At 61.8% G+C, this 23,354-nt stretch carries 19 protein-coding genes and 2 tRNA genes; 8 read left to right on the top strand and 13 right to left on the bottom strand.

The features are described from left to right. Positions 1–137 precede the first annotated feature (137 nt). The 3 genes from choV to choX all read right to left on the bottom strand — a co-directional run bounded on the left by choV (position 138) and on the right by choX (position 3,066). Complete coding sequence (gene choV, locus JJJ17_RS08135) at positions 138–1,169, bottom strand: choline ABC transporter ATP-binding protein (RefSeq protein WP_200685286.1); 1,032 nt, start codon at positions 1,167–1,169, stop codon at positions 138–140. After that, a complete protein-coding gene (gene choW, locus JJJ17_RS08130) occupies positions 1,166–2,014 on the bottom strand; it encodes a choline ABC transporter permease subunit (RefSeq protein ID WP_200685284.1) in 849 nt (282 codons plus the stop codon). The genes choV and choW overlap by 4 nt, the downstream gene beginning before the upstream one ends. Before the next feature lie 110 nt (positions 2,015–2,124). Continuing rightward, entirely contained in the window at positions 2,125–3,066 is a 942-nt protein-coding gene (gene choX / locus JJJ17_RS08125) for a choline ABC transporter substrate-binding protein (protein ID WP_200685282.1), read from the bottom strand. Between the two features lie 86 nt (positions 3,067–3,152). On the opposite strand from choX, the gene betI reads away from it, so the two are divergent. The 3 genes from betI to betA all read left to right on the top strand — a co-directional run bounded on the left by betI (position 3,153) and on the right by betA (position 6,880). Further along, entirely contained in the window at positions 3,153–3,719 is a 567-nt protein-coding gene (gene betI, locus JJJ17_RS08120; RefSeq protein ID WP_200685280.1) for a choline-binding transcriptional repressor BetI, read from the top strand. Continuing rightward, positions 3,716–5,158 carry a betaine-aldehyde dehydrogenase gene (gene betB, locus JJJ17_RS08115; protein WP_200685278.1) on the top strand — a complete coding sequence of 481 codons (1,443 nt, stop codon included), beginning with the start codon at positions 3,716–3,718 and terminating at the stop codon, positions 5,156–5,158. The genes betI and betB overlap by 4 nt, the downstream gene beginning before the upstream one ends. A gap of 87 nt (positions 5,159–5,245) precedes the next feature. Then, positions 5,246–6,880 (top strand): choline dehydrogenase, encoded by a 1,635-nt coding sequence (gene betA, locus JJJ17_RS08110; protein ID WP_200685276.1) that lies wholly within the window; start codon positions 5,246–5,248, stop codon positions 6,878–6,880. Positions 6,881–6,887: 7 nt separating this feature from the next. Here the strand turns inward: betA and JJJ17_RS08105 are convergent, their stop codons facing one another. Continuing rightward, the gene (locus JJJ17_RS08105; RefSeq protein ID WP_200685274.1) at positions 6,888–7,274 is read right to left on the bottom strand and encodes a winged helix-turn-helix transcriptional regulator; all 387 of its coding nucleotides are present in this window, start codon (positions 7,272–7,274) and stop codon (positions 6,888–6,890) included. An 88-nt stretch (positions 7,275–7,362) separates the two neighbouring features. On the opposite strand from JJJ17_RS08105, the gene JJJ17_RS08100 reads away from it, so the two are divergent. Further along, complete coding sequence (locus tag JJJ17_RS08100) at positions 7,363–8,208, top strand: SDR family oxidoreductase (protein ID WP_200685272.1); 846 nt, start codon at positions 7,363–7,365, stop codon at positions 8,206–8,208. A gap of 206 nt (positions 8,209–8,414) precedes the next feature. Here JJJ17_RS08100 and JJJ17_RS08095 read toward each other — a convergent pair whose 3' ends face one another. The 4 genes from JJJ17_RS08095 to JJJ17_RS08080 form a co-directional block, all read right to left on the bottom strand. Beyond that, entirely contained in the window at positions 8,415–9,167 is a 753-nt protein-coding gene (locus JJJ17_RS08095; protein ID WP_200685270.1) for a DsbA family protein, read from the bottom strand. Positions 9,168–9,320: 153 nt separating this feature from the next. Beyond that, on the bottom strand, positions 9,321–10,508 hold the full coding sequence (locus tag JJJ17_RS08090) for a serine hydrolase domain-containing protein (RefSeq protein ID WP_200685268.1): 1,188 nt from the start codon (positions 10,506–10,508) through the stop codon (positions 9,321–9,323). Positions 10,509–10,574: 66 nt separating this feature from the next. Further along, positions 10,575–12,248 carry a flavin-containing monooxygenase gene (locus JJJ17_RS08085; RefSeq protein ID WP_200685266.1) on the bottom strand — a complete coding sequence of 558 codons (1,674 nt, stop codon included), beginning with the start codon at positions 12,246–12,248 and terminating at the stop codon, positions 10,575–10,577. Between the two features lie 154 nt (positions 12,249–12,402). Next, complete coding sequence (locus tag JJJ17_RS08080) at positions 12,403–13,287, bottom strand: helix-turn-helix domain-containing protein (protein ID WP_200685264.1); 885 nt, start codon at positions 13,285–13,287, stop codon at positions 12,403–12,405. 426 nt (positions 13,288–13,713) lie between these two features. On the opposite strand from JJJ17_RS08080, the gene JJJ17_RS20360 reads away from it, so the two are divergent. From JJJ17_RS20360 to JJJ17_RS08065, 3 genes are all read left to right on the top strand, one after another. Beyond that, on the top strand, positions 13,714–14,076 hold the full coding sequence (locus JJJ17_RS20360; protein WP_200685263.1) for a 4a-hydroxytetrahydrobiopterin dehydratase: 363 nt from the start codon (positions 13,714–13,716) through the stop codon (positions 14,074–14,076). A 344-nt stretch (positions 14,077–14,420) separates the two neighbouring features. Beyond that, the gene (locus JJJ17_RS08070; protein ID WP_200685261.1) at positions 14,421–15,560 is read left to right on the top strand and encodes a pyridoxal phosphate-dependent aminotransferase; all 1,140 of its coding nucleotides are present in this window, start codon (positions 14,421–14,423) and stop codon (positions 15,558–15,560) included. After that, positions 15,557–16,759, top strand: coding sequence for an N-acetylmuramoyl-L-alanine amidase (locus tag JJJ17_RS08065; RefSeq protein WP_200685259.1), 1,203 nt, complete (start codon positions 15,557–15,559; stop codon positions 16,757–16,759). Before JJJ17_RS08070 ends, JJJ17_RS08065 begins: the two co-directional genes overlap by 4 nt. Positions 16,760–17,097: 338 nt before the next feature. On the opposite strand, the gene JJJ17_RS08060 is transcribed toward JJJ17_RS08065, so the two are convergent. The 5 genes from JJJ17_RS08060 to tig all read right to left on the bottom strand — a co-directional run bounded on the left by JJJ17_RS08060 (position 17,098) and on the right by tig (position 22,690). After that, the gene (locus JJJ17_RS08060; RefSeq protein WP_200685257.1) at positions 17,098–19,638 is read right to left on the bottom strand and encodes a penicillin-binding protein 1A; all 2,541 of its coding nucleotides are present in this window, start codon (positions 19,636–19,638) and stop codon (positions 17,098–17,100) included. A 485-nt stretch (positions 19,639–20,123) separates the two neighbouring features. Beyond that, a tRNA-Val gene (locus JJJ17_RS08055) sits at positions 20,124–20,199 on the bottom strand. A 488-nt stretch (positions 20,200–20,687) separates the two neighbouring features. Further along, positions 20,688–20,761, bottom strand: a tRNA-Gly gene (locus JJJ17_RS08050). 43 nt (positions 20,762–20,804) lie between these two features. Beyond that, positions 20,805–21,227: a DUF1489 family protein gene (locus JJJ17_RS08045; protein ID WP_200685255.1), complete on the bottom strand. Its 423-nt coding sequence runs from the start codon at positions 21,225–21,227 to the stop codon at positions 20,805–20,807. Between the two features lie 128 nt (positions 21,228–21,355). Further along, positions 21,356–22,690: a trigger factor gene (gene tig, locus JJJ17_RS08040; RefSeq protein WP_200685253.1), complete on the bottom strand. Its 1,335-nt coding sequence runs from the start codon at positions 22,688–22,690 to the stop codon at positions 21,356–21,358. A gap of 163 nt (positions 22,691–22,853) precedes the next feature. Here tig and JJJ17_RS08035 point away from each other — a divergent pair, with 163 nt between their 5' ends. Next, complete coding sequence (locus JJJ17_RS08035) at positions 22,854–23,258, top strand: hypothetical protein (RefSeq protein ID WP_200685251.1); 405 nt, start codon at positions 22,854–22,856, stop codon at positions 23,256–23,258. Positions 23,259–23,354: the final 96 nt, after the last annotated feature.

Below are 23,354 nucleotides of genomic sequence, written 5' to 3'. Positions count from 1 at the left end.
CGGTTCCGGCGACGGCAGACAAGGGGCCGGGCGAGCAGGGACCTATATGGGCTGGGTCAGGTTGGAGCCCTGTTGAAAATGAAATGCCCGCCACAATTGGCGGGCATTATCCTTGGTTCACAGGCGCAGGCCGCAGATTAACCCTTCGGATCGATCAGCCGGGCCAGAACCGCATCTCGGGTGATCATCCCGCCACCCTCGACCGGCAGCGCATCGCGATCGGCCAGCAGGACCATCACCTCACGCACCGGCATGTCGCGTGGGATCAGATCGCCCGTAGCCTCGCCCGGTTGGGCCACATCGGCGGCAGTCAGAACGCCCAGAGGGTTCATATGGGCGACGAAATCGGCCACATATTCGTTCACCGGATTGGCGATGATCTCGCGTGCGGTGCCGATCTGGACGATCCGACCTCCCTCCATCAGCGCGATGCGGTTGCCCAGCTTGAATGCCTCGTCCAGATCGTGGCTGACGAAGATGATCGTCCGCTGCGTCTTGGCCTGCAATTCCAGCAACTCATCCTGCAACCGCGACCGGATCAGCGGATCCAGCGCGCTGAACGGCTCATCCATCAGCAGGATCGGCGCGTCGGTGGCAAAGGCCCGGGCAAGGCCCACGCGCTGCTGCATCCCGCCGGACAATTCGCCGACCTTGCGTTCGGCCCATTCATCCAGACCGACGGTCTTCAACTGCTGGTCCACCTTCGCCGCGCGCTCAGTTGCGGTCATCCCGGCAAGCTCCAGCCCCAGGCCCACATTCTCGCGGACCGAGCGCCATGGCAGCAGGCCGAATTGCTGGAACACCATCGCCACCGTGTTCAGCCGGATATTGCGCAGATCCTGCTTTCCCGCCCCGGTGACCGAAACCATGCTGCCATTCCGCAGCACCCGAACCTCGCCCCGGCAGACATCGTTCAGCGCATTGACCGCCCGCAAAAGCGTGGATTTGCCCGAGCCTGACAGACCCATCAGCACCAAAATCTCGCCCTGACGCACGTTCAGGCTACAGTCATGCACCCCCAGAACCTGTCCGGTCTCGGATTTGATCGGCCCACGCTCCAGCCCCTTGTCCATCAGCGGCAAAGCCTTTTTCGGGGCGTTGCCAAAGACGATGCTGACCTTGTCGAATTCGACGGCGTTCTGACTGTTCTCGCTGAATTCCACGCTCATTTCCGACGCTCCATCCGCAACATCCGGTCCAGCATGATGGCGACGACCACGATGACGAACCCTGATTCAAAACCAAGCGCGGTGTTGACGCTGTTCAGCGCCCGGACCACCGGCACCCCAAGCCCCGACGCACCGACCAGCGCAGCGATGACCACCATCGACAGCGACAGCATGATCGTCTGGTTCAGACCGGCCATGATCTGCGGCAGGGCGCTTGGCAATTCGACCTTCCACAGCAATTGCCGCGGCGTTGCGCCAAAGGCGGTCGCCGCCTCGATCAGCGGTGACGGGGTCGAGGAAATCCCAAGTTGCGTCAGCCGGATCGGCGCGGGCAGCACGAAGATTACCGTCGCCAGCAGGCCCGGCACCATGCCGATGCCAAAGAAGACGATGGCCGGGATCAGATAGACAAAGGTTGGCAGCGTCTGCATCAGGTCCAGAACCGGGCGCATCCATGCGTAAAGCCGGGGACGGTGCGCCGCCGCGATGCCGATTGGCACGCCGACCGCCATACAGACGATACAGGCCGACAGCACCAGCGTCAGCGATTGCAGCGTCTGGTCCCAATAACCCTGATTGAGAATGAACAAGAGCCCGACCGCGACCAGCAGACAGGGCTTCCAGCTTTTCTGCAGAAACCATGTCAGCGCGACGGCGATCAGGATGAACAGGAATGGATGCGGTGCCTGCAGCGTGGCCAGAACCCCGCCGATCAGCCAATCCATCGCCGATGATATGCCGTTAAAAAACCATGCCGCGTTGGCTTGCAGCCAGTCGAAGAAAACCTTCGCGGTTCGCCCCACCGGGATCTTGTTGTCCGTCACCAGACCAGTCAGTTGCTCCATTCCCTGTCGCCTCGCTTGTTAGTCGTGCTGGTTCGCCGGGTGGCTGTGCATTCTGTTTTTGGCTTGCGGAGTGCCGCCGCAGCGTATGGTTGACGCTGCGGCAGCAGATTTCAACCCCCGAGAGCCTCGCTGATCGCAGCCTGCGCATCGCCGCCATCGGCGGTGGTGACGCCGTCGATCCAGGGCGTCACGGCGTCGGGATTGGCCTCCAGCCATTCCTTTGCGGCAGCCATCGGATCGGCGCCGTCATTCAGGATGATCCCCATGACTTCGCTCTCCATCGGCAGGGTGAATTCCAGATTTTGCAGGAACTTGCCGACATTCGGGCATTCCTCGACATAGCCTGCACGGGTATTCGTCCGCACTTCGGCCCCGCCGAAATCAGGCCCGAAGACATCATCGCCGCCGGTCAGATAGGTCAGCTCGAACTGGGTGTTCATCGGGTGCGGCTCCCAACCAAGGAAGACGACCGGCTGCCCGGAGTTATCTGCGCGCGATACCTGCGCCAGCATCCCCTGTTCACTGCTTTCGAGGATCTCGAACGTGCCCAGATCAAACTTGTTGTCCGCGACCATTTCCAGCAGCAGGCGGTTGCCGTCATTGCCCGGCTCGATCCCATAGATGGTGCTGCTGAGCGCATCCGCATGTTTGGCGATATCGGCGAAATCGGCGATCCCCAGATCGGCACCGGCCTTGTTCGTCGCCAGCGTATATTTCGCGCCGGTCAGGTTGACGCGCACCGTGTCGATGGTGCCTGCCTCGGTATAGGGGCCGATATCGGCCTCCATCGTCGGCATCCAGTTGCCAAGGAAGATGTCCAGATCATCCGTGGAGAGGGCGGTGAAGGTCACCGGCAGCGACAGAACCTTGGTCTCGGTCTCATAGCCAAGCGCCTGCAATACGGTCGAGGCCAGCGCGGTCGTGGCGGTGATATCCGTCCAGCCAACATCCGAGATGGTGACCTTCTGACATTGCTCGGGCTCGGCGGCCGTTGCTGCGCCCGTCAACGCGGCACCGACGGCCAAAGCGGTGACGATACGTTGAACTGTCATGCTTGGGCTCCCTGTTCTTGATTGATCAGTCAATTAAGGATACAGTTCAATCAAAATGCAACTATTTTCATCGCATGCGAGGCAAAATGCCAAAGATTGGGGCCGAGCCTATCCGAAAAGCCGCGTTAATCAACGCCACGATCCACGAAGTAGGCAAGGCCGGTTCGCTGGACGTGACGGTCGCGCAGATCGCCAAGCGGGCAGGGATGTCGCCTGCTTTGGCGCATCATTATTTCGGCTCGAAGGACCAGATTTTTCTGCACGCGATGCGCTTCATCCTGAAGACCTTCGGTGATTCGGTCCGGGATGAACTGAAATCGAACGATTCGCGCAGCCGGGTGGTGGCGATCATCACCGCCAGCTTTGCCTCGCAGAATTTCCAGCGCGAGACGGTCAGCGCATGGCTGAACTTCTATGCGCTGGCGCTGACCAATACCGATGCCGCCCGCCTGCTGCGCGTCTATCACCGCCGCCTGCGCTCGAACCTTCTGGTGGCGTTGCGCCCGATGACCAGCCGCCCCGATCAGGTCGCCGAGACGCTGGGCGCGCTGATCGACGGTGTCTATCTGCGCTCGGTCCTGTCGGCGCGTCCGACCGATGGCGACAGCGCCCGGCAACTTGTTCTGGACTATCTTGACGAGGCTCTCGCATGACGCTTTCCGCCCAACCCGCAGCCAGCCTGTTCATCGATGGCCGCCCGGTCGAGGGCGAGGGCGCGGCGCTGCCCGTCCTTTATCCCTATACCGGCGAGGAAATCGCCAGCCTCCGCGAAGCCTCGGTCGCGCAGGTGGCGCGTGCCTGCAAGGTCGCCGCCAGGGCGCAGGTCGAATGGGCGGCGCTGGCCCCGGTCGAGCGTGGCCGCGTCCTGACCCGTGCCGCCGCGATCATCCGCGAACGCAACGAGGAATTGTCGCGGCTGGAAACGCTCGACACCGGAAAGCCCATTCAGGAAACGCTAGTCGCAGACTGGGAATCAGGCGCGGCGGCGCTGGAATTTTTCGGCGGACTGGCCGCGACCGTCACCGGCCAGATGATCCCGCTGGGCCGTGACTGGGCCTATACGATCCGCGAGCCGCTGGGCGTTTGCGCGGGCATCGGCGCGTGGAATTATCCCAGCCAGATCGCCTGCTGGAAATCCGCCCCGGCCTTGGCGATGGGCAATGCGATGGTTTTCAAACCGTCGGAAGAGACGCCGCTTGGCGCGCTGAAACTTGCTGAAATTCTGCTTGAGGCAGGGCTGCCCGCGGGTGTGTTCAACGTGGTTCAAGGTCGCGGAGCGGTTGGTGCCGCGCTGGTCAACGATCTTCATGTGGCCAAGGTCTCGCTGACCGGCTCGGTCGCCACGGGCCAAAAGGTCTATGCCGCCGCTGCCGAGGGGATGCGCCACGTCACCATGGAGCTTGGCGGCAAATCGCCCCTGATCGTCTTTGAGGACGCCAATCTGGACGATGCCGTCGGCGCGGCGATGCTGGCGAATTTCTACTCCTCGGGCCAGATCTGCTCGAACGGCACCCGCGTTTTCGTGCATGAGGCGATCCGGGATGCCTTCCTTGAAAAGCTCAAGGCCCGCATCGCGACGATCCGCATCGGTGACCCGCTGGACCCCGAGACGCAATACGGCCCCATCGTCAGCCCCGCACAGGCCGCCAAAATCCGCACCGCCATCGGCGCAGGCGAAAGCGAGGGCGCGGCCCTGATCTGCGGCGGCGCGGGCGAGGGGGCGTTCATCCCGCCGACCGTCTTTGCCGCCTCTGACGACATGAGCATCGCCCGCGAGGAAATCTTCGGCCCAGTGATGACGACGCTGACCTTCACCGACGAGGCCGACGTGATCTTCCGCGCCAATGCAACCGGCTACGGCCTTGCAGCGGGGATCTTCACGCAGGATCTGACCCGCGCGCACCGCGTCATCGCCAAGCTGGAGGCGGGCACCTGCTGGATCAACGCCTATAACCTCACCCCGGTCGAGATGCCTTTCGGCGGGGTCAAACTATCGGGTATCGGGCGCGAAAATTCCGCCGCCGCGATCGAACATTATTCGCAACTGAAGACCGTCTATGTCGGAATGGGAGGGGTCGATGCGCCATACTGAGCGTCCCGCCACGCAACACGCAACGCTCGCAAGCTGTGTACAACCTGTGTACGCGCTGTGCATTCCCGGCGCACGGTCGGTGCAGCGATGAATCAGCCCATTCAGACCCCGGATTACGTCATCGTCGGCGCAGGCTCGGCCGGTTGCGCACTGGCCTATCGCCTGACCGAGGCCGGCCACCGCGTCACCATGATCGAGTTCGGCGGCAGCGACCGCAGCATCTTCATTCAGATGCCCGGTGCTTTGTCCTATCCGATGAACATGTCGAAATTTGACTGGGGTTTCAAAACCTTGCCCGAAGAACATCTTGGCGGTCGGCAGTTGGTCACCCCGCGCGGCAAGGTCTTGGGCGGTTCATCCTCGATCAATGGTATGGTCTTTGTCAGGGGGAACCCGAAAGACTTTGATTTCTGGGAGGAATCCGGCGCAGATGGTTGGGGCTACAAGGACGTACTGCCCTATTTCAAGCGCATGGAAACATGGCATGGCGGCGCCTCGGACTGGCGCGGCACCAACGGCCCGCTGCATGTGACACGCGGCACCCGCCGCAACCCGCTGTTTAACACCTTCATCGAGGCGGGGAAACAGGCGGGTTGGCCCTATACACCTGATTACAATGGCGAAAATCAGGAAGGCTTCGGCCCGATGGAGGCTACGATCTGGAAGGGCCGCCGCTGGTCTGCTGCCTCGGCCTATCTGCGCCCGGCGCTGAAAACCGGCCGCCTCACGGTAATCCGCGGCTTTGCCCGCCGCATCCTGTTTCAGGATAAGCGCGCATATGCCGTTGAAATCGAAAGAAAAGGCGTGATTGAAACGATCTCCGCAGGGCGCGAGATCATTCTTTCGGCCAGCTCGATCAACACCCCGAAAATCCTGATGCTGTCCGGCATCGGCCCCGCCGATCACCTTCGCCAACACGGGATCGAGCCTTTGGCAGACCGCCCCGGCGTCGGCTCGAACCTTCAGGATCACCTTGAAATCTATATGCAATACAAGGCGTTGAAGCCGGTAACGCTATACACCTACTACAACCTTCTCGGCAAAGGTCGTGTCGGGGTCGAGTGGCTGTTGCAGAAAACCGGCCTTGGCGCATCGAACCAGTTCGAAAGCTGCGGTTTCATCCGGTCGTCGGATCAGGTCGATTACCCTGATATTCAATATCATTTCCTGCCGCTTGCCGTCCGCTATGACGGCAAATCGGCGGTGCGGGGGCACGGTTTTCAGGCCCATGTCGGCCCGATGCGGTCAAAGTCGCGCGGCACCGTACGGCTTACCTCGAAAAACCCGATGGATACGCCGGAAATTCACTTCAACTACATGTCGCATCCCGATGATTGGAAAGAATTTCGTGCCTGTGTCCGCCTTACGCGGCAGATCTTCGATCAGCCAGCTTTCGCGGAATATCGCGGCGACGAAATCCAGCCCGGCCCCGGGGTCGAGAGCGACGAACAGATCGACGCCTTCATCCGCGAACATGCCGAGTCGGCCTTCCATCCCTGCGGCACCGCCCGGATGGGTGCGGCGGATGATCCCGATGCCGTGGTCGATCCCGAATTGCGGGTGATCGGCGTCGAGGGGCTGCGCGTCGCCGATAGCTCGATCTTCCCGCGCATCACCAACGGCAACCTGAACTCGCCCTCGATCATGACCGGCGAGAAAGCCGCCGATCATATTCTTGGCCGTGTCCGCGCCAATCACGAAGGCGGGCTGGCGGCCGAATAGGCGGGCGTCAGTCTTTCAGCATCAGCGGCAGGTTGACTTCGATCCAGTCTGCCAATGCCGCCACATGCTCTGCAGCATCTTCGCCCAGCGGGGTCAGGCTGTATTCTGTCTGCGGCGGCACCACCGGATAAGCCACCCGCAACACCAGCCCGTGCGCTTCCAGACGCTTCAATGTCTCGGCCAGCATCCGCTCGGACACGCCGCCGACCCGCCGCCGCAATGCGTTGAACCGCAGCGTGCCATCCTCTCTCAGCGCGATCATGATCAGCACGCCCCACTGGCTGGTCATACTGCGCAAAATATTGCGCGAGGGGCAGCCGGGGACCATCAACTCGCCACGAATGACGGTTTCGGTCAGGGTCTGCGGTTTGGGATCGGATGGTTGATGAGTCATTTTCTATACTTACATCTTTGTGCGTACTTACCATGCGTAATTGCTGGGCACATATGTGTCGAAACAACAGCCTCCAAGGAGAGACAGCATGAGTATCGCCGTTACCGGAGCCACAGGTCAACTGGGTCGTCTAGTTATTTCCGCGCTGAAACAGCGCACTACGGATTCCATCATTGGACTGGCGCGAAACCTCGATGCCGGAGCCGATCTTGGGGTCGAGTTGCGCCGCGCCGATTATGACCAGCCCGCAACCCTGCCCGAGGCTTTGCAGGGCGTTGATACGCTGCTGCTGATTTCGGGCAGCGAGATCGGAAAACGTGCCGCACAACACAAGAATCTTATCGATGCGGCAAAGGCGGCTGGCATTCGCCGGATCGTCTATACCAGCCTTCTTCACGCCGATATCTCGCCCCTCGGCCTTGCCGAAGAGCATCGCCAGACCGAGGCGATGCTGGCGGAATCGGGTCTCAGCACCACGGTTCTGCGGAATGGCTGGTACACCGAAAACCACACCGCCTCGGTCGCGCCTGCGGTTGCCAACGGCGCATTCTACGGCGCTGCGGGGAACGGCAAGATCGCCTCGGCGTCGCGGGCCGACTATGCGGATGCGGCGGTCGGGGTGCTGACCAGCGAGGGGCATGACGGCGCCATCTATGAACTGGCCGGTGCGCCCGCCTATACGCTGACAGAACTGGCAGCCGAGATTTCACGCCAGACCGGCAAGGACATTCCCTATGTGGATCTGTCCGAGGCCGATTATGCCAAGGCGCTGGAAGGCGCCGGACTGCCCGCGCCTGTGGCCGCTGCCTATGCGAGCTTTGATGCGATGGCTGCCAAAGGTGCGCTGGACGGCGACGGCGACGATCTGGCCCGGCTGATCGGTCGGAACAGCACGCCGATGGCCGACAGCGTTCGCGAGGCGCTGGCGAAGTAAGGTTACTTATCCCCGCCGAAGATAAAGCACCCGCCCGGAATCAAGTCGCACTTGTGCGACGCCGGGCATTGCCCGACCGCCCCCAGGGCGGGCAATTCGGTGATGTCGCTCTCCACAGTGAAGGACGACGGGGTGGCATCATAAAGTGCGAAGAACAACTGTCGCATTGCCCACCCGCGGTCGGGCAATGCCCTCAGCTCTGAAACTCAGCTCGCTTCGTCGCGTGCTGCCTGCACCAGCTCTTCCAGCCCGCCGGGCGGAACGCCGCGGATCATCTCGCCGCCGATGATGAAAGTCGGCGTCCCCGAGATGGCCATGGTCTCGCCCAATTGCCGGTTGGCGCGCAGCACCGCCGTCACATCCTCGGTGTTCATGCGGTTGACGACCTCGGTCGGATCGACGCCGATCTTCTCGGCCACACCCTGCAGCGCCTCCAGCGACGCTTCAGAGCGCAGCGTGATAAGCTCGTCATGCGCCTTCATATAGGCCTCATCGCCCGCGATCTGCTTGACCGCAATGGCGAACCGGGACGAGGCTTCGCTGTCCTGACCAAGGATCGGATATTCCTTCAGGATCAGCCGCACATTCGGATCATCCTTGATCAGTGCGTGAACCTGATCGTTGAAGCGGCGGCAGTAGCCGCAGCGATAGTCCAGAAACTCGACCACGGTCACATCGCCATCGGGATTGCCGCCGACCCAGCTATGGCCGTCCTCGAAGATCGCATCCTGATTGGCGGCGACCAATTGCTGGTCGTTCTGCGCCTCTTGCGCCACGCGGCGCTGTTCCAGTACGTTGATCGATTCGACCAGCACTTCGGGATTATCCATCAGATAATCGCGCACCGCCTCGCCAAAGGCGGCTTTTTCATCTTCGCTCATCGCTGAAATGTCGAAGGACAAAGCGGGGCTGGCCATGAAGGTCGAGCCCAGCAGAAGGGCGGCGGTCAGGCGTGTCATCGGTTTCCTCGTCTCGCGGGTTGGATGCAACTTGGCCCGACCGGGGCAGGATGGCAAGGAACCATGACACACGGATCCGTGACTATGCGCAACGGATGCTGCACGTCCGGGAAGTTCGCCCGACCAGCGGCGTTTCGGTGGTCGGGCGAGGCGTCATGCGGCCTTCGCGGCTTTGAGCGAGGCATAGAACGCGGTCTCAAGCTCCATATATCCGGTGAAGGACACCGCGTCGGCGAAGGGCAGGATCTGGGTTGCCCAGAAGCCGCCATAGCCGTTCTGGCGGTCGATCCAGTAGAACAGGTTCGCCAAGCCCGCCCAGCCAAGTGCGCCTGCCGGACGGCCTGTCGGCGCGGCCTCGTCATTGACCATGAAGCTGTAGGACCACGATTTCGACAGGCCGGGGAAGAATTCGGCATCGTTCGACAGCGACGGGATCACGCCCGGCAACATGCCGACTTTCTTGGTGCCAAGGTGGTTCTTTTCGGCCATGGCGACGGTTTCGGGCTTCAGCACCCGCCCGTTGATCCCGGCACCGTCGTTCAGCCACATGCGGATAAACTTCATGTAATCGCCGACCGTGCCGTAAAGTCCGTGGCCGCCCATATGGATTTCGGGATCGTCGGGCAGTTCGAACTCCATCGGCGTCAGCGAGCCGTCGGGATTGCGGGCATGCATCCCGGCCAATCGACTGCGCAGATCGTCGTTCAGCTCGAATGTCATGTCCTCGATGCCAAGCGGTTCGAAGATGCGCGCCTGGAAAACTTCGCCCAGACGTTTGCCGGTGATGCCTTCGACGACCTGACCGCACCAGTCGATATTTGTGCCGTATTCCCACCTGTCGCCGGGATCGAACTGCAACGGCGTCATCAGCGACGCTTTCGAGGCGGTGATGACGCTGGGCTGGCCCTTTTCCTGCGCAAGCCGGTTATAGGTTTCGCTGAAGAAATCATAGCCGAACCCGGCGGTATGCAGCAGCAGGTGCTTGGTCGTGATCGGGCGTTTCGGATCGCGCAGGATCGGTTCGCCCGCCTCGTCAAAGCCTTCGATCACTTTCAGCTTGCCGATGTCGGGGGCATAGGTGCTGGCGGGCGCGTCAAGATCAAGTTTGTTCTCTTCGACCAGTTGCAGCACTGCCGTTCCGGTAATCGCCTTGGTGGTCGAGAAGATCGCGAAGGCATCATTGGTGGTCATCGCGGCATCGCCGTCCAGACGACGAACGCCGGCAGCACCTTCGTAGATATTGCGTTCACGATCAGTGACCATTGCAACGACGCCCGGCACGCGCGGGTCCGAGGCTACGACGCCCTCCAGAATGGCGTCGGCGTTGAATTTCTGGCTCATGGTTTCCTCCATATACATGAGTTGTTGACGGCACCCCGGTCTCCTCCTCCGGGGTGCCGTCACGTGTCAGGCCTGCTGCTGTGCGCTGGCATTGCTCATCGCGAAGGCCGGATAGCCGCTTGCAGCCATCTCGTCGCATTTCTGGCGATAGGTGCCGACGCCGCCGGTATAGGACAGCACGCGGCGCGGCTTTCCGGGCACGTTCGAGCCGGTGTACCAGGAATTCGTCTTGGCGATCAGCGTGGCATCGGCGGTTTCGTCATGGTGCCGGACCCATGCGTCTTCGCCCTCCTGCGTCGGCTCGATCACATCACTGCCGCTTTGATGCAGGTCGCGGATGCAATTCGTGATCCATTCGGTCTGCTGCTGCAGGCAGGTGGTCATGTTGCAAAGCGCGGCCGAGGGAGCCAGTGGTGCGCCCGTCATGAAGAGATTGGGGAAGCCGTGCTTCATTAGTCCAAGGGTGGTTCTGATGTCCTTGCCCCATTCCTCGGCCAGCTTCACGCCGTCGCGCCCGGCAATGTCGATCCGCGCCAGCGCGCCAGAGCCTGCATCGAAACCGACAGCCATGATGATCGTATCGACTTCGTGGACCGTTCCGTCCTGCAGTTTGACGCCTTCCGGCACGATCTCGGCAATTGGGTTATCGCGAACGCTGACCGCCTCGACATTGTCGCGCAGATAGGTTTCCAGATATTGGGTCTCAAGTGGGACGCGATGCGTGCCGAACCCGTAATCGCCCGGCTTTGGCACCAGCACGTCGATCAGGCGCTCATCTTTCAGCCGGGCGCGCATCTTCTCGCGCACGAATTCCGACACCTCTTCCGACACCGTCTCGTCGAAGAAGATTTCGGCGAAAGAGGCAAGCCACAGTTTCAGCGAACCGTCGGCATGGATGTCCTCCAACACCGCCCGCCGCTGTTCCGGGCTGAGATCGGCCCATTTGTTTTTGAAGTCATATTCAAAGCCGGTGAAGGTTCGCGGGATATTGGATTTCAGCTCCTGGAACCTGTCCTTGTACCAGGCCGCCTCAGCCGGGCCGTATTTCGGGTTCTTCATTGGCAGCACATATTGCGGCGTGCGGACGAAGACGGTCAGTTTCTCGACCTCGGGGGCGATGGTCTGGATCACCTGAATGCCGGTGGCGCCGGTGCCGATCACCGCGACGCGCTTGCCCTCAAGCTCAAGCCCCTCCTTTGGATAGCGCGCGGTGTGGACGATCTTGCCCTTGAAACTGGCCTGACCGGGGAAACGGTCTTCCAGCGGGGCAGACAGCATTCCCGTGCAACCAATCAAATAGCGCGCATCGATGGTCTCGCCCTTGTCGGTTTCGACGGTCCAGCGCCCGATGTCTTCGTCATAGGTCGCGCGGGTGATGGTGGTCGAGAACGAGATATCGCGCCGCAGATCCAGCCGGTCGGCTACGTAATGCATCCACCGCTCGATCTCTCGCTGGCCCGGGAAACGCTCGCTCCAGGTCCAGTCCTTATAGAGATCTTCGTCGAACAGATATTGGTAGATATAGGCTTCACTGTCGAACTTGGCGCCCGGATAGCGGTTCCAGTACCAGGTCCCGCCGACATCCGTGGCGGTATCGACGCCGTGGACCTTGAGGCCCATCCCGCGCAGCTGATGAAGCTGATACAGTCCGGCGACGCCAGCGCCGATCACCAGCGCGTCGATCTGGGCCGGGACGGGGTTACGCTCCGGCTGTTTCGGGGTGCTTGTCGCATCCAGCATGTTGTTTCTCCTCCGATCATGCAGCCCTCCTCATGGCTGCGAACCCTGCTGCCCCGACCGTCACGAACGGGACATGGCAGCAGTATTTGGCTTGGAGGTAGGTCGGGTCTTGAACGATCCGGTGGCGCTTTTTGAACATTCGGGGCAGGGGGCATCACTGCGCCCGACGACGGAAGGCCGCCGGCGTCTCGCCATAAGTGGCAGAGAACATCCGCGTCAGATGCGCCTGATCGGAAAAGCCGCAATCGGCCGCAATCGCCTTGATCGGCAACATGCTTGTCGCCAACAAATGCCGCGCGCGTTCCAGCCGTCGCGTTTTGACGAACGCATAGGGGGGCGTGCCAAAGCTGCGACGGAACTGTCGCGCGAAAAGGCAGGGGGTCATATACAGCGCTTCCGCCATCATCCCCAGATCAAGAGTCAGGCCAAGGCTTGCCTCGATGAACTCGACGATCTGCCGTTCCTGCTGAGGCGACAGGGCACCGCTTTTGCCGATTTCCCGCAACCGGACCGAGGCATAGCGGCGCAGCAGGTGAACGATCAGTCCCCGGGCGACGCTGTCCACATAAAGCGCGCCGCCAAGGCCTCCGGTCCGCGCCTCTTCTGCAATCGTCTCTGCGGCATGGGCCATCACCGGATCGTCGGTCCGCAGGACATCTTCCAGCGTCACCTCGCTGATGGCGCAGTCCATGACTTCGCTGGCAACCTCGGCGACAAGGGTGCCCGACAGATAGATATGGGTCACATCGATGGGGTCGTGCCAGTTCCAATAGGCTCTCTGCGCCCGCGTCAGCAACGAGGTTGCCCCCGGCACAAGGGTCTCGCGCTTCCAGCGCCCGTCAAAGCGGCGCTGCATCGCGGTCATTCCGGTCTTGTAGCTGACAAGCATGAAATCCCGCATCGCGGGCACGATCACATCCTGTCCCTTATAACCATATGATCGCAGTGCGATATTTTTCCAGTTCTGCCCCTCGCTCGACAAAAGCACCTTGCCCGGCACCCAGACGGGCAGTTCCTCGAATGTTATCAGTTCCCCCATGCAGCACCCTCCTGCATCTTGACGACCGTCACGTCACGCCCACGGGATTTCCTGCAAATCCGGCTGTTTGCGACCCGTCCGTTCAGGCGTGAGCCGAAAACAAGGTGGGCCAGATTAACAGAGGGTGGCTAAGCCGCATATACGACTTTCGGCGCATCATCCGGGGCGTGAGCGGATGAGGACCGGGCGCATCGTTTCTGCTGGGCGTGGCCACCTGTCATTTTCACGACTGATGGCGGACAAAGCGTGAAGAACCGAGCGACTGGTTAATTGCTGTTTTAATTTCCGGCCAGTTCAGCCGCTTGATCGAATTTCCGAATGACCTAAGGTGAGCCTGCTCCGCGATATTCGGAGCAGTCATTCACAGTAAAAGGGACAGACATGATACTCCATCAGGCAAGGTTATTAGGTCTCGCGGCCTGCACGATGTTTGCGCTCGCTACGCCAGTTCTTTCCGATGATACAAGCGGCGCAGAGCTTGATGCCAGCTCCGAGCGGGTGCTGCTTACCCCCGAAGAGCTTGAAAGCGGGTTCGCCGCACTTGATGGCTGGACATTGTCCGAGGACAAGACCGCCATCACCAAGACCTTCGAATTCGAGAATTTCGTTCAGGCCTTCGGGTTCATGTCTAGCGTCGCCTTGGTCGCAGAAAGGCTTGACCACCATCCTGATTGGTCGAACATCTACAAGACCGTCGAGATTTCGTTGAACTCATACACGCTTGGCGGCGTCACGAACAAAGATATTGAACTGGCAAAGCGGATCGACGCCATCGCAAGTCACGAGTGATCCCAGGGTCGGGACCCATCGATTTCTGCTTTGGGTCCTGATTCGCGCCGCAGAGATGGCGCGGTGACATGTCTGATCTCTGTTGGCCGAGCGATGCGCAGAATGCACGTTTAGAGCCTTGCTTTCCGTAACCTCATGGCAAGCCTCATGTTGAAGACCAGCTTACCGCGACGCTCCAACCGGACCACTTGGCCACCCGGCAACAGCGATATATCTCTCCCGCTGCCTCACTTGCCTTGCCGAACTGGCAGAGTGGCGACATAAGGTCTTTCGGCCCCTGATTGCACCGCGTCTGCGGTGAATAACTGCTGCGGGCCAGCCAATGACGGTCCTGAGAGAAAATAATGCCTGCCACATCAAAACGTTCCCAAGTCGATCCGTTCATCGTCATGGACGTGATGGAGGCCGCCGCGCGTGCCGAAAAGGCCGGACGGCACATTATCCATATGGAGGTGGGTCAGCCCGGAACGCCTGCGCCCGAAGGTGCGCTGAAGGCGCTGTCCGCCGCGTTGTCGCAGCCGCTGGGCTATACCGTCGCCCTTGGCATCCCGGCTCTGCGTGAAGGGATCGCGGCGCTTTACCATCGCTGGTATGGCGTCGATCTGGACCCCGCGCGGGTGGTGGTGACGACTGGCAGCAGCGGCGCGTTCATCCTCAGCTTCTCGGCGCTTTTCGATGCGGGCGACCGGGTGGCGATGGGCTATCCGGGCTATCCCAGCTACCGGCAGATCCTGCGCGCCATGTCGCTGGAACCCGTGGGCATCCTGACCCGCCCCGAGGACCGCTATCAGCCCCGTCCCGAGGATCTGCCCGATGGCTGCCGCGGCCTGATCCTTGCCTCGCCCGGCAATCCGTCCGGCACGGTGCTGCGCCCGGATGAAATGGCCGCGCTGAAAACCGCCGCCGATGCCAAGGGCATGGCGCTGATCTCGGACGAGATTTATCACGGCCTCTCCTATGCCGACCGCTGCCATTCGGCGCTTGAGGTGACCGACGATGTTTTCGTCATCAACTCCTTCAGCAAGTATTTCTCGATGACCGGCTGGCGGGTCGGCTGGATGGTCGTCCCCGACGAACAGGTCCGCACGGTCGAGCGGCTGGCCCAGAACTTCTTCATCTGCCCGCCCCATGCCAGTCAGGTCGCGGCGCTTGGCGCGTTGTCGTCTGTGGACGAGGCCGATGCAAATCTTGCCGTCTATGCCGAAAACCGCCGCCTGATGCTGGAAGGCCTGCCGAAAGCTGGCTTCGACCGGATCGCCCCGCCCGAAGGCGCATTCTATATCTATGCCGATGTCTCGCATCTGACCGACAATTCGCTGGAATTTGCCGCCGAGATCCTTGAACAGGCCGGGGTCGCTGTGACGCCGGGCCTTGATTTCGACCCCGAACGGGGCGCGCAGACCTTGCGCTTCAGCTATGCCCGCTCGACCGAGGATATCGCCGAGGGTCTGCGGCGCCTGACCGAGTATATGTCACGTCGATGAGACTTCTGGCGCTGCTCCTTGCGGTTCTGATGATGCTGTCGCCCGCAGCGGCGCAGGATCGGGCGCGGCTTGACCTTGGCGCTTCGGCGCTGGTGGAAAGCGGTCGCGCATGGTGGGGCGATCCACCGTTGGAACTGCGGCTGGCGTTGACCAAGGCTGTGCCGTGGCGGGTGAACATCGTCTCGGACCCGGTGCGGCTGGTGCTGGATATCCGCGATGTCGATCTGAACGGCGCGGATGCGAAGGCGCTGTTCGGCGCGGGTCTGGCAACGGATGTCAGATGGGGACGCTATCGCGACGGCTGGTCGCGGGTGGTGGTGGAACTGCCCGGCCCCTACCGCATCGCCAGCGCCGTCCAGAAAACCACCCCGCCGCTGCCGCAGATCACCGTCACGCTGGAGCCGGTCGCCGAGGCTGATTTCACCGCCCCGCCCAGTGCCACGGCAGCCCTTCGCGGCCTGCCCGACCCGGCCGAGGTCGAGGCGCTTCCGCCGCGTGAAGGGCTGGTCGTGGTGCTGGATCCCGGCCATGGCGGCTTCGATCCCGGCGCCTTGGCCGAGGGCGAGACCGAGGCCAATCTGGTTCTGGTCTTTGCACTGGAGCTGCGCAAGGCGCTGCAGGATCGCGGCGTGCAGGTGGTGCTGACGCGCGAATCCGATACGTTCGTGCCGCTGGAAGAACGGATGACCCTTGCGCGAGAGGCGCGGGGCGATCTTTTCATCTCGCTGCATGCCGATGCGCTGCCGACGGGACAGGCAGCGGGGGCGACGGTCTATGTCTGGAACCCGCGCTCGGACGGTCAGGCGGCGCAGCATCTGGTGAACCGCCACGAACGCAGCGACCTGATCAGCGGCGTCGATTTCGGCGGACAGGATGACGCGCTTGCCGCCGCAATGATGGACTTCGCCCGCACCGACACGCAGCCCCGATCCGAGAATTTCGCCCGCTGGCTCAGTCAGCGGATGGCGCTGATGGGTATCGGCCAGCATGGCCGCCCGGTTCAGGGCGCGGCCTTCTCGGTCCTGAAATCGCCGGATATTCCTTCGGTGCTGTTAGAGCTTGGCTTCATCTCGGACTATAACGACCGCGCCAACCTGCTGAACCCGGAATGGCGCGACCGGATGGTCATGGTCATGTCCGAGGCGGTTCTGGGCTGGGCACGCGACGAAGGCCAACGCGCATCGATGCTGCGGAAGTAACGCGAGCCCATCGACACGCTCGCCTCACCATCTCATTTCCCATCTCGCAACACCCACCGTTCGCAAGCTGTGTACAGCCTGTGCACGTCCGGTGCTCGCGCCGTGTATCCGCTGTGCAGTCAAATCCCCAGCATTCGCTGGAAAAACCAGCCTGCAGATTTCTTCGTTGCAAAAATACCGGCTGCAACGCCCGCAGCCTGTTGCGTCACCCGCCTGTCGCGACCCGCATGTTCAAACAGATCGTGATCGCCATTGTCCGCGCGCCAATCACCGTCGCAAACACGACCCTCAAAATGGGCGTGCCATGGCAGCCTCAGCGCGGCAGATTAACAAAGTTGCTAATACAAACCGCCCGACGACATTGTGCCGAAATCGGTCCGGCTGGGGATCACACGCCGCTCGCCCGTTGACGTTGTGATGGCGGTGCCACCGCTGTTGCCACCGGCTTCCCAAGGCAGCACCACCTCACCGTCGCCAAAGCCCGAGACGATCAGCGGCGACAGCCAGTCCGGATCGGCGCCTTCGCGGAAATATTCCGCCACGACATTCGGGCCGGACGCGTCGTCCGACAGGCGCTGGCCGGTGAAGCGGTCGATCTTGACCCAGTAGCCGCCCGGCGGAACCGCGAAGTCGGTGCCGCCGAATTCGGCCACGGCCTTGCGCATGAAGGCGTTGAAGACCGGCACGCACAATGTCCCGCCATAAGCGTTCGGGCCTAGGCTGCGCGGCTGGTCGTAGCCCAGATAGCAACCCGCGACGATGTTCGAGGAATAGCCGATGAACCACACATCCTTGGCGTCGTTGGTGGTCCCGGTCTTGCCCGCGATCGGCACCGGCAGATCGACCCCGGTGGCGGTGCCGCGATCGACTGCACCCTTCAACATCGAGGTGAGCTGATAGGCCGTCACCGCGTCCATGACACGTTCGCGGTTGTTGTCGATCACCGGGCCCTGACCGGCGGGCAAGGGCTGGTTGCCACAGGTCTCGCAGACGCGGTGATCGTGGCGATAGACGGTGCGTCCACGACGGTCCTGCACGCGGTCCACCAGCGTCGGCTCGACACGTTCGCCGCCATTGGCGAACATCGCATAGGCGGCGACCATCTTGAACAGGGTCGTTTCCTGCGCGCCAAGGGCATTGGCGAGGAAGGGTTTAAGATCGTCATAGACACCGAATTTCTCGGCATAATCAGCGACGCGATCCATGCCGATATCCTGCGCGATCCGAATGGTCATCAGGTTCCGAGACATCTCGATCCCGGTGCGCAAAGGCGTAGGGCCGTAATGCTGGCCGGTGGAGTTGCGCGGCTCCCACAGACCGTAGGGGGTGTTGAGGCGGATCGGCTCGTCCACGACAATCGTGGCCGGGGTGTAGTTGTTATCCAAAGCCGCCGCATAGACGAAGGGCTTGAAGCTCGACCCCGGCTGGCGCTGTGCCTGCGTCGCGCGGTTGAAGACCGAGGACTGGTAGCTGAAGCCACCCTGCATCGCCAGAACCCGGCCCGTATTCACGTCCATCGCCATGAACCCGCCCTGCACCTGCGGCACCTGTCGCAGCGTCCAGCGGATGAAGCTGCCATCGCCGTCATTGGTCATGGCGCGGACCAGCACCACATCGCCGACCTCGACCAAATCGCCCGCCACCTGTGCGCGCCCGCCCAGGCTGCCGTCACTGTTGCGCTTTCTGGCCCATTGCACATCGGCTGCCGGAATCCAGTGTCCGTCGCCGTCTTCCTCGATCCCTTCGATGCCGATGCGGGCATCGCTTGTGCCGACCTCCAGCACCACGGCGGGCTTCCAGCCGGGGATGTCGCGCGGCACCTGAGCTTCCCACAGCGCACCGCGCCATGCGCCCTCGTCGCGAAGCTGTTCAGCCGGGATCACCTCGCCGGTGCCGCGCCAGATGCCAAGGCCGCGGTCATATTGTTCCAGCGCTTGCTGCAACGCCTTCGCGGCTTCGGTCTGCAGATCGGGATCGACAGTGGCGCGGATGGTCAGACCGCCGCCGAAAAATTCCTCATTGCCGAATTCGCGGCTGAGCTGGCGGCGGATCTCGTCGCTGAAATAGTCGCGCGGCGGAAGCTGACCGCGGAAGGACGGGAAATCGCCGTTCTGGACCGAGCGCAGCGGCAGCTTCGCCTCGGCCTCATAGGTGGCCTGATCGATATAGCCGTTCTGCCACATCTCGCGCAGGACGTAGTTGCGCCGTTCGGTCACACGCTCCTTGGCGGTGACGGGGTGGTAGCGGCCGGGGGCCTGCGGCATGGCGGCCAGCATTGCGGCCTCATGCGGCAGAAGCTCGGACAGCGACTTGTTGAAATAGGTCTGCGCGGCGGCGACGACGCCGAAGCTGTTCTGGCCCAGATAGATCTCGTTCAGATACAGTTCGAGGATCTGGTCCTTGGTCAGCGTCGCTTCCAGCCGGGTGGCGAGGATGATTTCCTTCACCTTCCGCTCGATATTACGGTCGCTGGACAGCAGGAAGTTTTTCATCACCTGCTGGGTGATGGTCGAGGCGCCGCGCATATTGCCGGTGGTCAGGAACTGATACCCCGCGCTGAGGATGCCGCGCGGATCATAGCCCGGATGGTTGTAGAAATTCTTGTCCTCGGCGCTGATGAAGGCTTCCTTGACCAGATCGGGGATTTCCTCGATCGGGACGAACAGGCGGCGTTCCTCGGCGAATTCGTCGATCAGGCGGCCTTCGCCGTTATAGATGCGGCTGATGGTCTTGGGCGCGTATTGGGCCAGCGTTTCATGGCTGGGCAGGTCGCGCGAATAGATCCAGAAGATCCCGCCGACGGTCAGTGCGACGAAGAAGATGCCGGTTACGAGCCACGAGAAAATCGCACCGAAGAAAGAAAGGATTCCGCGCAGCAAGAGGTTCGTCCCTATCAAGTGTTGGCTTGTCTATAGCGGCGGCGGTCACGGTGGTCAAAACAACAAAGGAAGAGGATGCAGCGCTGTGGCGGCATGGAGCCGATTGGCGGCTTTGATACCCAGATCTTGCAGAGGAACAGATAAGGAGTGGGGTGTTGTGTGCCGCCTTGAAGTTCCGCAAGTGAGTATGGAAGCGCTGGCGCTAATGGGCACAATCGGGACGGGGCGCGAGAACTCGCAAGATGGTCGTCCGACCGGGCTATCTGGTGATTTGGCCGAGACGGGTGAAACGCCGGTGATCCTGCAGGGCCCGCATGCAGTGCAGATATGACCCTGCGAGCGACACCGTACCAACCCTGTCATCTTGCGATTCCGAGTGACACCATGGTGACTGCGGAAATCTTTCGTGTATGGTGACAAGATGACTGCAGCTTATTTCGAAAACGCTTAAGCGTATAAGAAATATAAATAATCCTGCGGGGGAATGGTGGGCGGTGAGGGACTCGAACCCCCGACATCTTCGGTGTAAACGAAGCGCTCTACCAACTGAGCTAACCGCCCGCCGATCACCTTCTAGCCTCTCGAAAAAGATTGCGCCAGAGCACAAGAGCAGGCAGGCGAATTGTTTGAGTTTCTGGCAGTCGTTATAGACCATCGCAGAGATGCGATACGTCTCAGGTCCGCTGTCGATCTTGAAGCAGCCAGATAGGTGAACTGGTCGACGTGGGTTTGCCAGACGAGGGTCATGATAGGCTTCCAAAGCCTAACTGACCGATGTCACGAACAGAAAACCAGCAAGCGAAACCCCTCACCACGATAATTCCTAGCGGGCAGATCGATTGTAGCCCTTTGCTGCCTCCCATCCTCACGGTGATTTTCGCTAGCGTGGGATCGAGTGATGATGTGCGCGGGCTCAGGAAGAAGCGAGCACACTTCGGGAATTTCTTCGGAATTCTTCAGGATAAACCGGCCGCGTCATGCCGGAATCGTCCATGCTGACCATTTCTTGCGAAATGCGCCTATCTTGCATCAATTACACCGATTTCTGATGGAGCGGGTGAAGGGAATCGAACCCTCGTCGTAAGCTTGGGAAGCTTCTGCTCTACCATTGAGCTACACCCGCATGGGTTCCGCGTATCGCACGGTCCCGCTGGCGTCAAGACCGGCTAGAGGAGACCCATATCGGCGAGTGCCGAGGCGACGGCGGGGGGCAGGGGGTCGTCGGCCTCGCGACCCTTTGGCAGGTCGATCGGTGCGTCGCCCGCCGCCAGATAGCGCCAGCCCTGAAACGGGCGGCGGGGCACCGCCGAGACGCGGACGATGTCGCGGTCGAGGATCAGGGCGCAGCGGCGGATGCCGTCGTCGCCGATACGCTCTTCCAGCCGCAGCAGACGTTGCCGGGCCAGCATCGCGCCCTTGAAGACCCAGTAGAGCGATCCGCCCTGCAGCAACTCTTCCTCGCGTTTCGGCCACATGCGCGTCACGTGCACGGCTGGCCCGTCGCCATAGCGTTGCAATTGCCATGCCAGCAGGTCCTCGGGGCCTTCGGCGCCGACGCAAAGTTTCATGAGGTGGAGAGTCGCAGTCATGGCGTCAAATTAGGCCCGCGACGTGTCTGCTGCAAGGCGAGGCGGTGCGGCGGGTAATGAGAAAAGCCGCGCCTGATGTGGCGCGGCTTTCCGATCTGTTCAGCGGATGACCCCGGATGGGGACCCGATCAAAGCTCGTCCAGAGCCTCGACGGCTTTCTCAAGCTCTTCTTTCGAGACTTTCTTGTCCTTGACCTTCGCCTGCTCGGCGATGTGATCGACGACCTTGTCTTCGAAGATCGGCGCGCGCAACTGCTGCTGGGCGCCGGGATTCTGCTGGATGAACTCGAAGAAGGCGCGCTCCTGACCCGGATACTGACGGGCGGCGCGCAGGACGGCCTGAGTCATCTCCTGATCGTTCACAGTCACTTCGGCTTTCTGACCGATCTCGGCCAAGAGCAGGCCCAGACGGACGCGACGCTCGGCCAGTTTCTTGTGCTCGTCCGTCGGCTCGATCGAGTCGTGGTTGTGATCGTGAACGTCGGGGTTTTCTTCGTGCCACAATTGGTGCGCGATCTGGTCGGCTTCCGCCTCGACCAGCGAATCGGGAAGCTCGAACTTCACCTGATTGTCCAGCTGATCCAGCAGCGAGCGTTTCAGAACCGCACGGGCGGCACCGGCATATTCGGCCTCCAGACGCTCGGAGATCTGCTTCTTCAGCGCCTCCAGATCTTCGGCACCGAATTTCTTGGCCAGTTCGTCATCGACTTCGGCAGGTTTCGGGGCCTTGACCGCCTTCACCTTGCATTCGAACACGGCATCCTTGCCGGCCAGATGGGCGGCGCCGTATTCTTCGGGGAATTTCACCTCGACCTTGACCTCGTCATCGGCTTTCGCGCCGACCAGTTGGTCTTCGAAGCCGGGGATGAAGCTGTTCGAGCCGAGGACCAGCGGATAATCCTCGCCCGCGCCGCCTTCGAATGCCTCGCCATCGACGAAACCTTTGAAGTCGATCACGACCTGATCGCCGTCCTTGGCTTTGCTGCCCTTGCGGCGGTCTTCGAAATTCTGGGCCGATTTCGCCAGATTTTCCAGCGCTTCGGTGACAGCGGCTTCTTCGGCCGGAACGGTCAGACGCTCAAGCTTCAGCTTGGTCAGATCGACTTCCGGGATCGCGGGCAGGTTTTCGTAGCTGATATTGACGACGACATCGTCGCCCTCTTTCCAGCCTTCGCCGTTTTCCATCTCGACCTTCGGCTGGGTCGCCGGGCGGTCGCCGCTTTCCTCCAGATGCTTTTTCAGCGCGCCATCGATGGCGTCCTGCATGGCGTCGCCCATGACGCGCGGGCCGAATTGCTTCTTCAGCATCGCCAACGGCACTTTGCCTTTGCGGAAGCCCTTCACCTCGATCTCGGGCTGTGCCTCTTTCAGCTTGGCATCGACCGTCGCGGCCAGTTCGGCGGCGGGCAGGGTGAACTGATAGCCCCGCTTCAGACCTTCGTTCCGGGTTTCCTTGACTTCCATCATATCCTCATAGAATGAAGGGCCGCCCTTGGAGGCGGCCTGAAAATTTCAGCCCTTCTAGTCGCCGGGAACGGTCACTGCAAGCAGTTAGCGACCCGGAACCGGGGGGGCGGGCGATACGTTGATCCGCATCAGCCACGTTCCGCCACAGGGAGGGGCAAGCATGGTGTCCAACATTCGAAATCTGCATCTCGCCGGGGTCGCCGCAATCGCGCTGCTGCTGCCTGCGGGACTGTCGGCACAGGGAACCGCGCCTGCGGTCGATCAGCCGCGCGCGGTGAATGAGGCCGCAGAGGTAGCGCAACAGGACGGCAAGGGCGACTGCGCCAGCGCTGCCGGTCAGGCCGAAGCCGCGACCGAGCCGCAGCCGGGTCAGGACGGAACCGCGCCGGGCAATGCGGGCTCGTCGGGGTGGACCGGCGGCACCGGCGGCTCTCACATCGGGACGAATGCGCAAGGCGCGCTGCCCGAGTCGAAGACGTGGCAGCCGCCAACGGCACGCGGGCTGGATCTGGCCGGTCGCCCGGAACCTGTGGCCCAGACGGACCAAGCCGCGGGAACCTGCTAAGATCGCGCGTTTTTGGGGGGACGCGGCGTCTGCCAAGGTCACGCCCCCCTTGCGGACCCCCGGTCGGCGGGACTACCTTCAACGCATTGGCAACAG

The organism is Paracoccus caeni, from assembly GCF_016629665.1.
GTDB classification, from domain to species: domain Bacteria; phylum Pseudomonadota; class Alphaproteobacteria; order Rhodobacterales; family Rhodobacteraceae; genus Paracoccus; species Paracoccus caeni.
The sequence above is the reverse complement of the archived record's forward strand: the minus strand, read 5'-3'. Positions and strand labels throughout refer to the sequence as shown.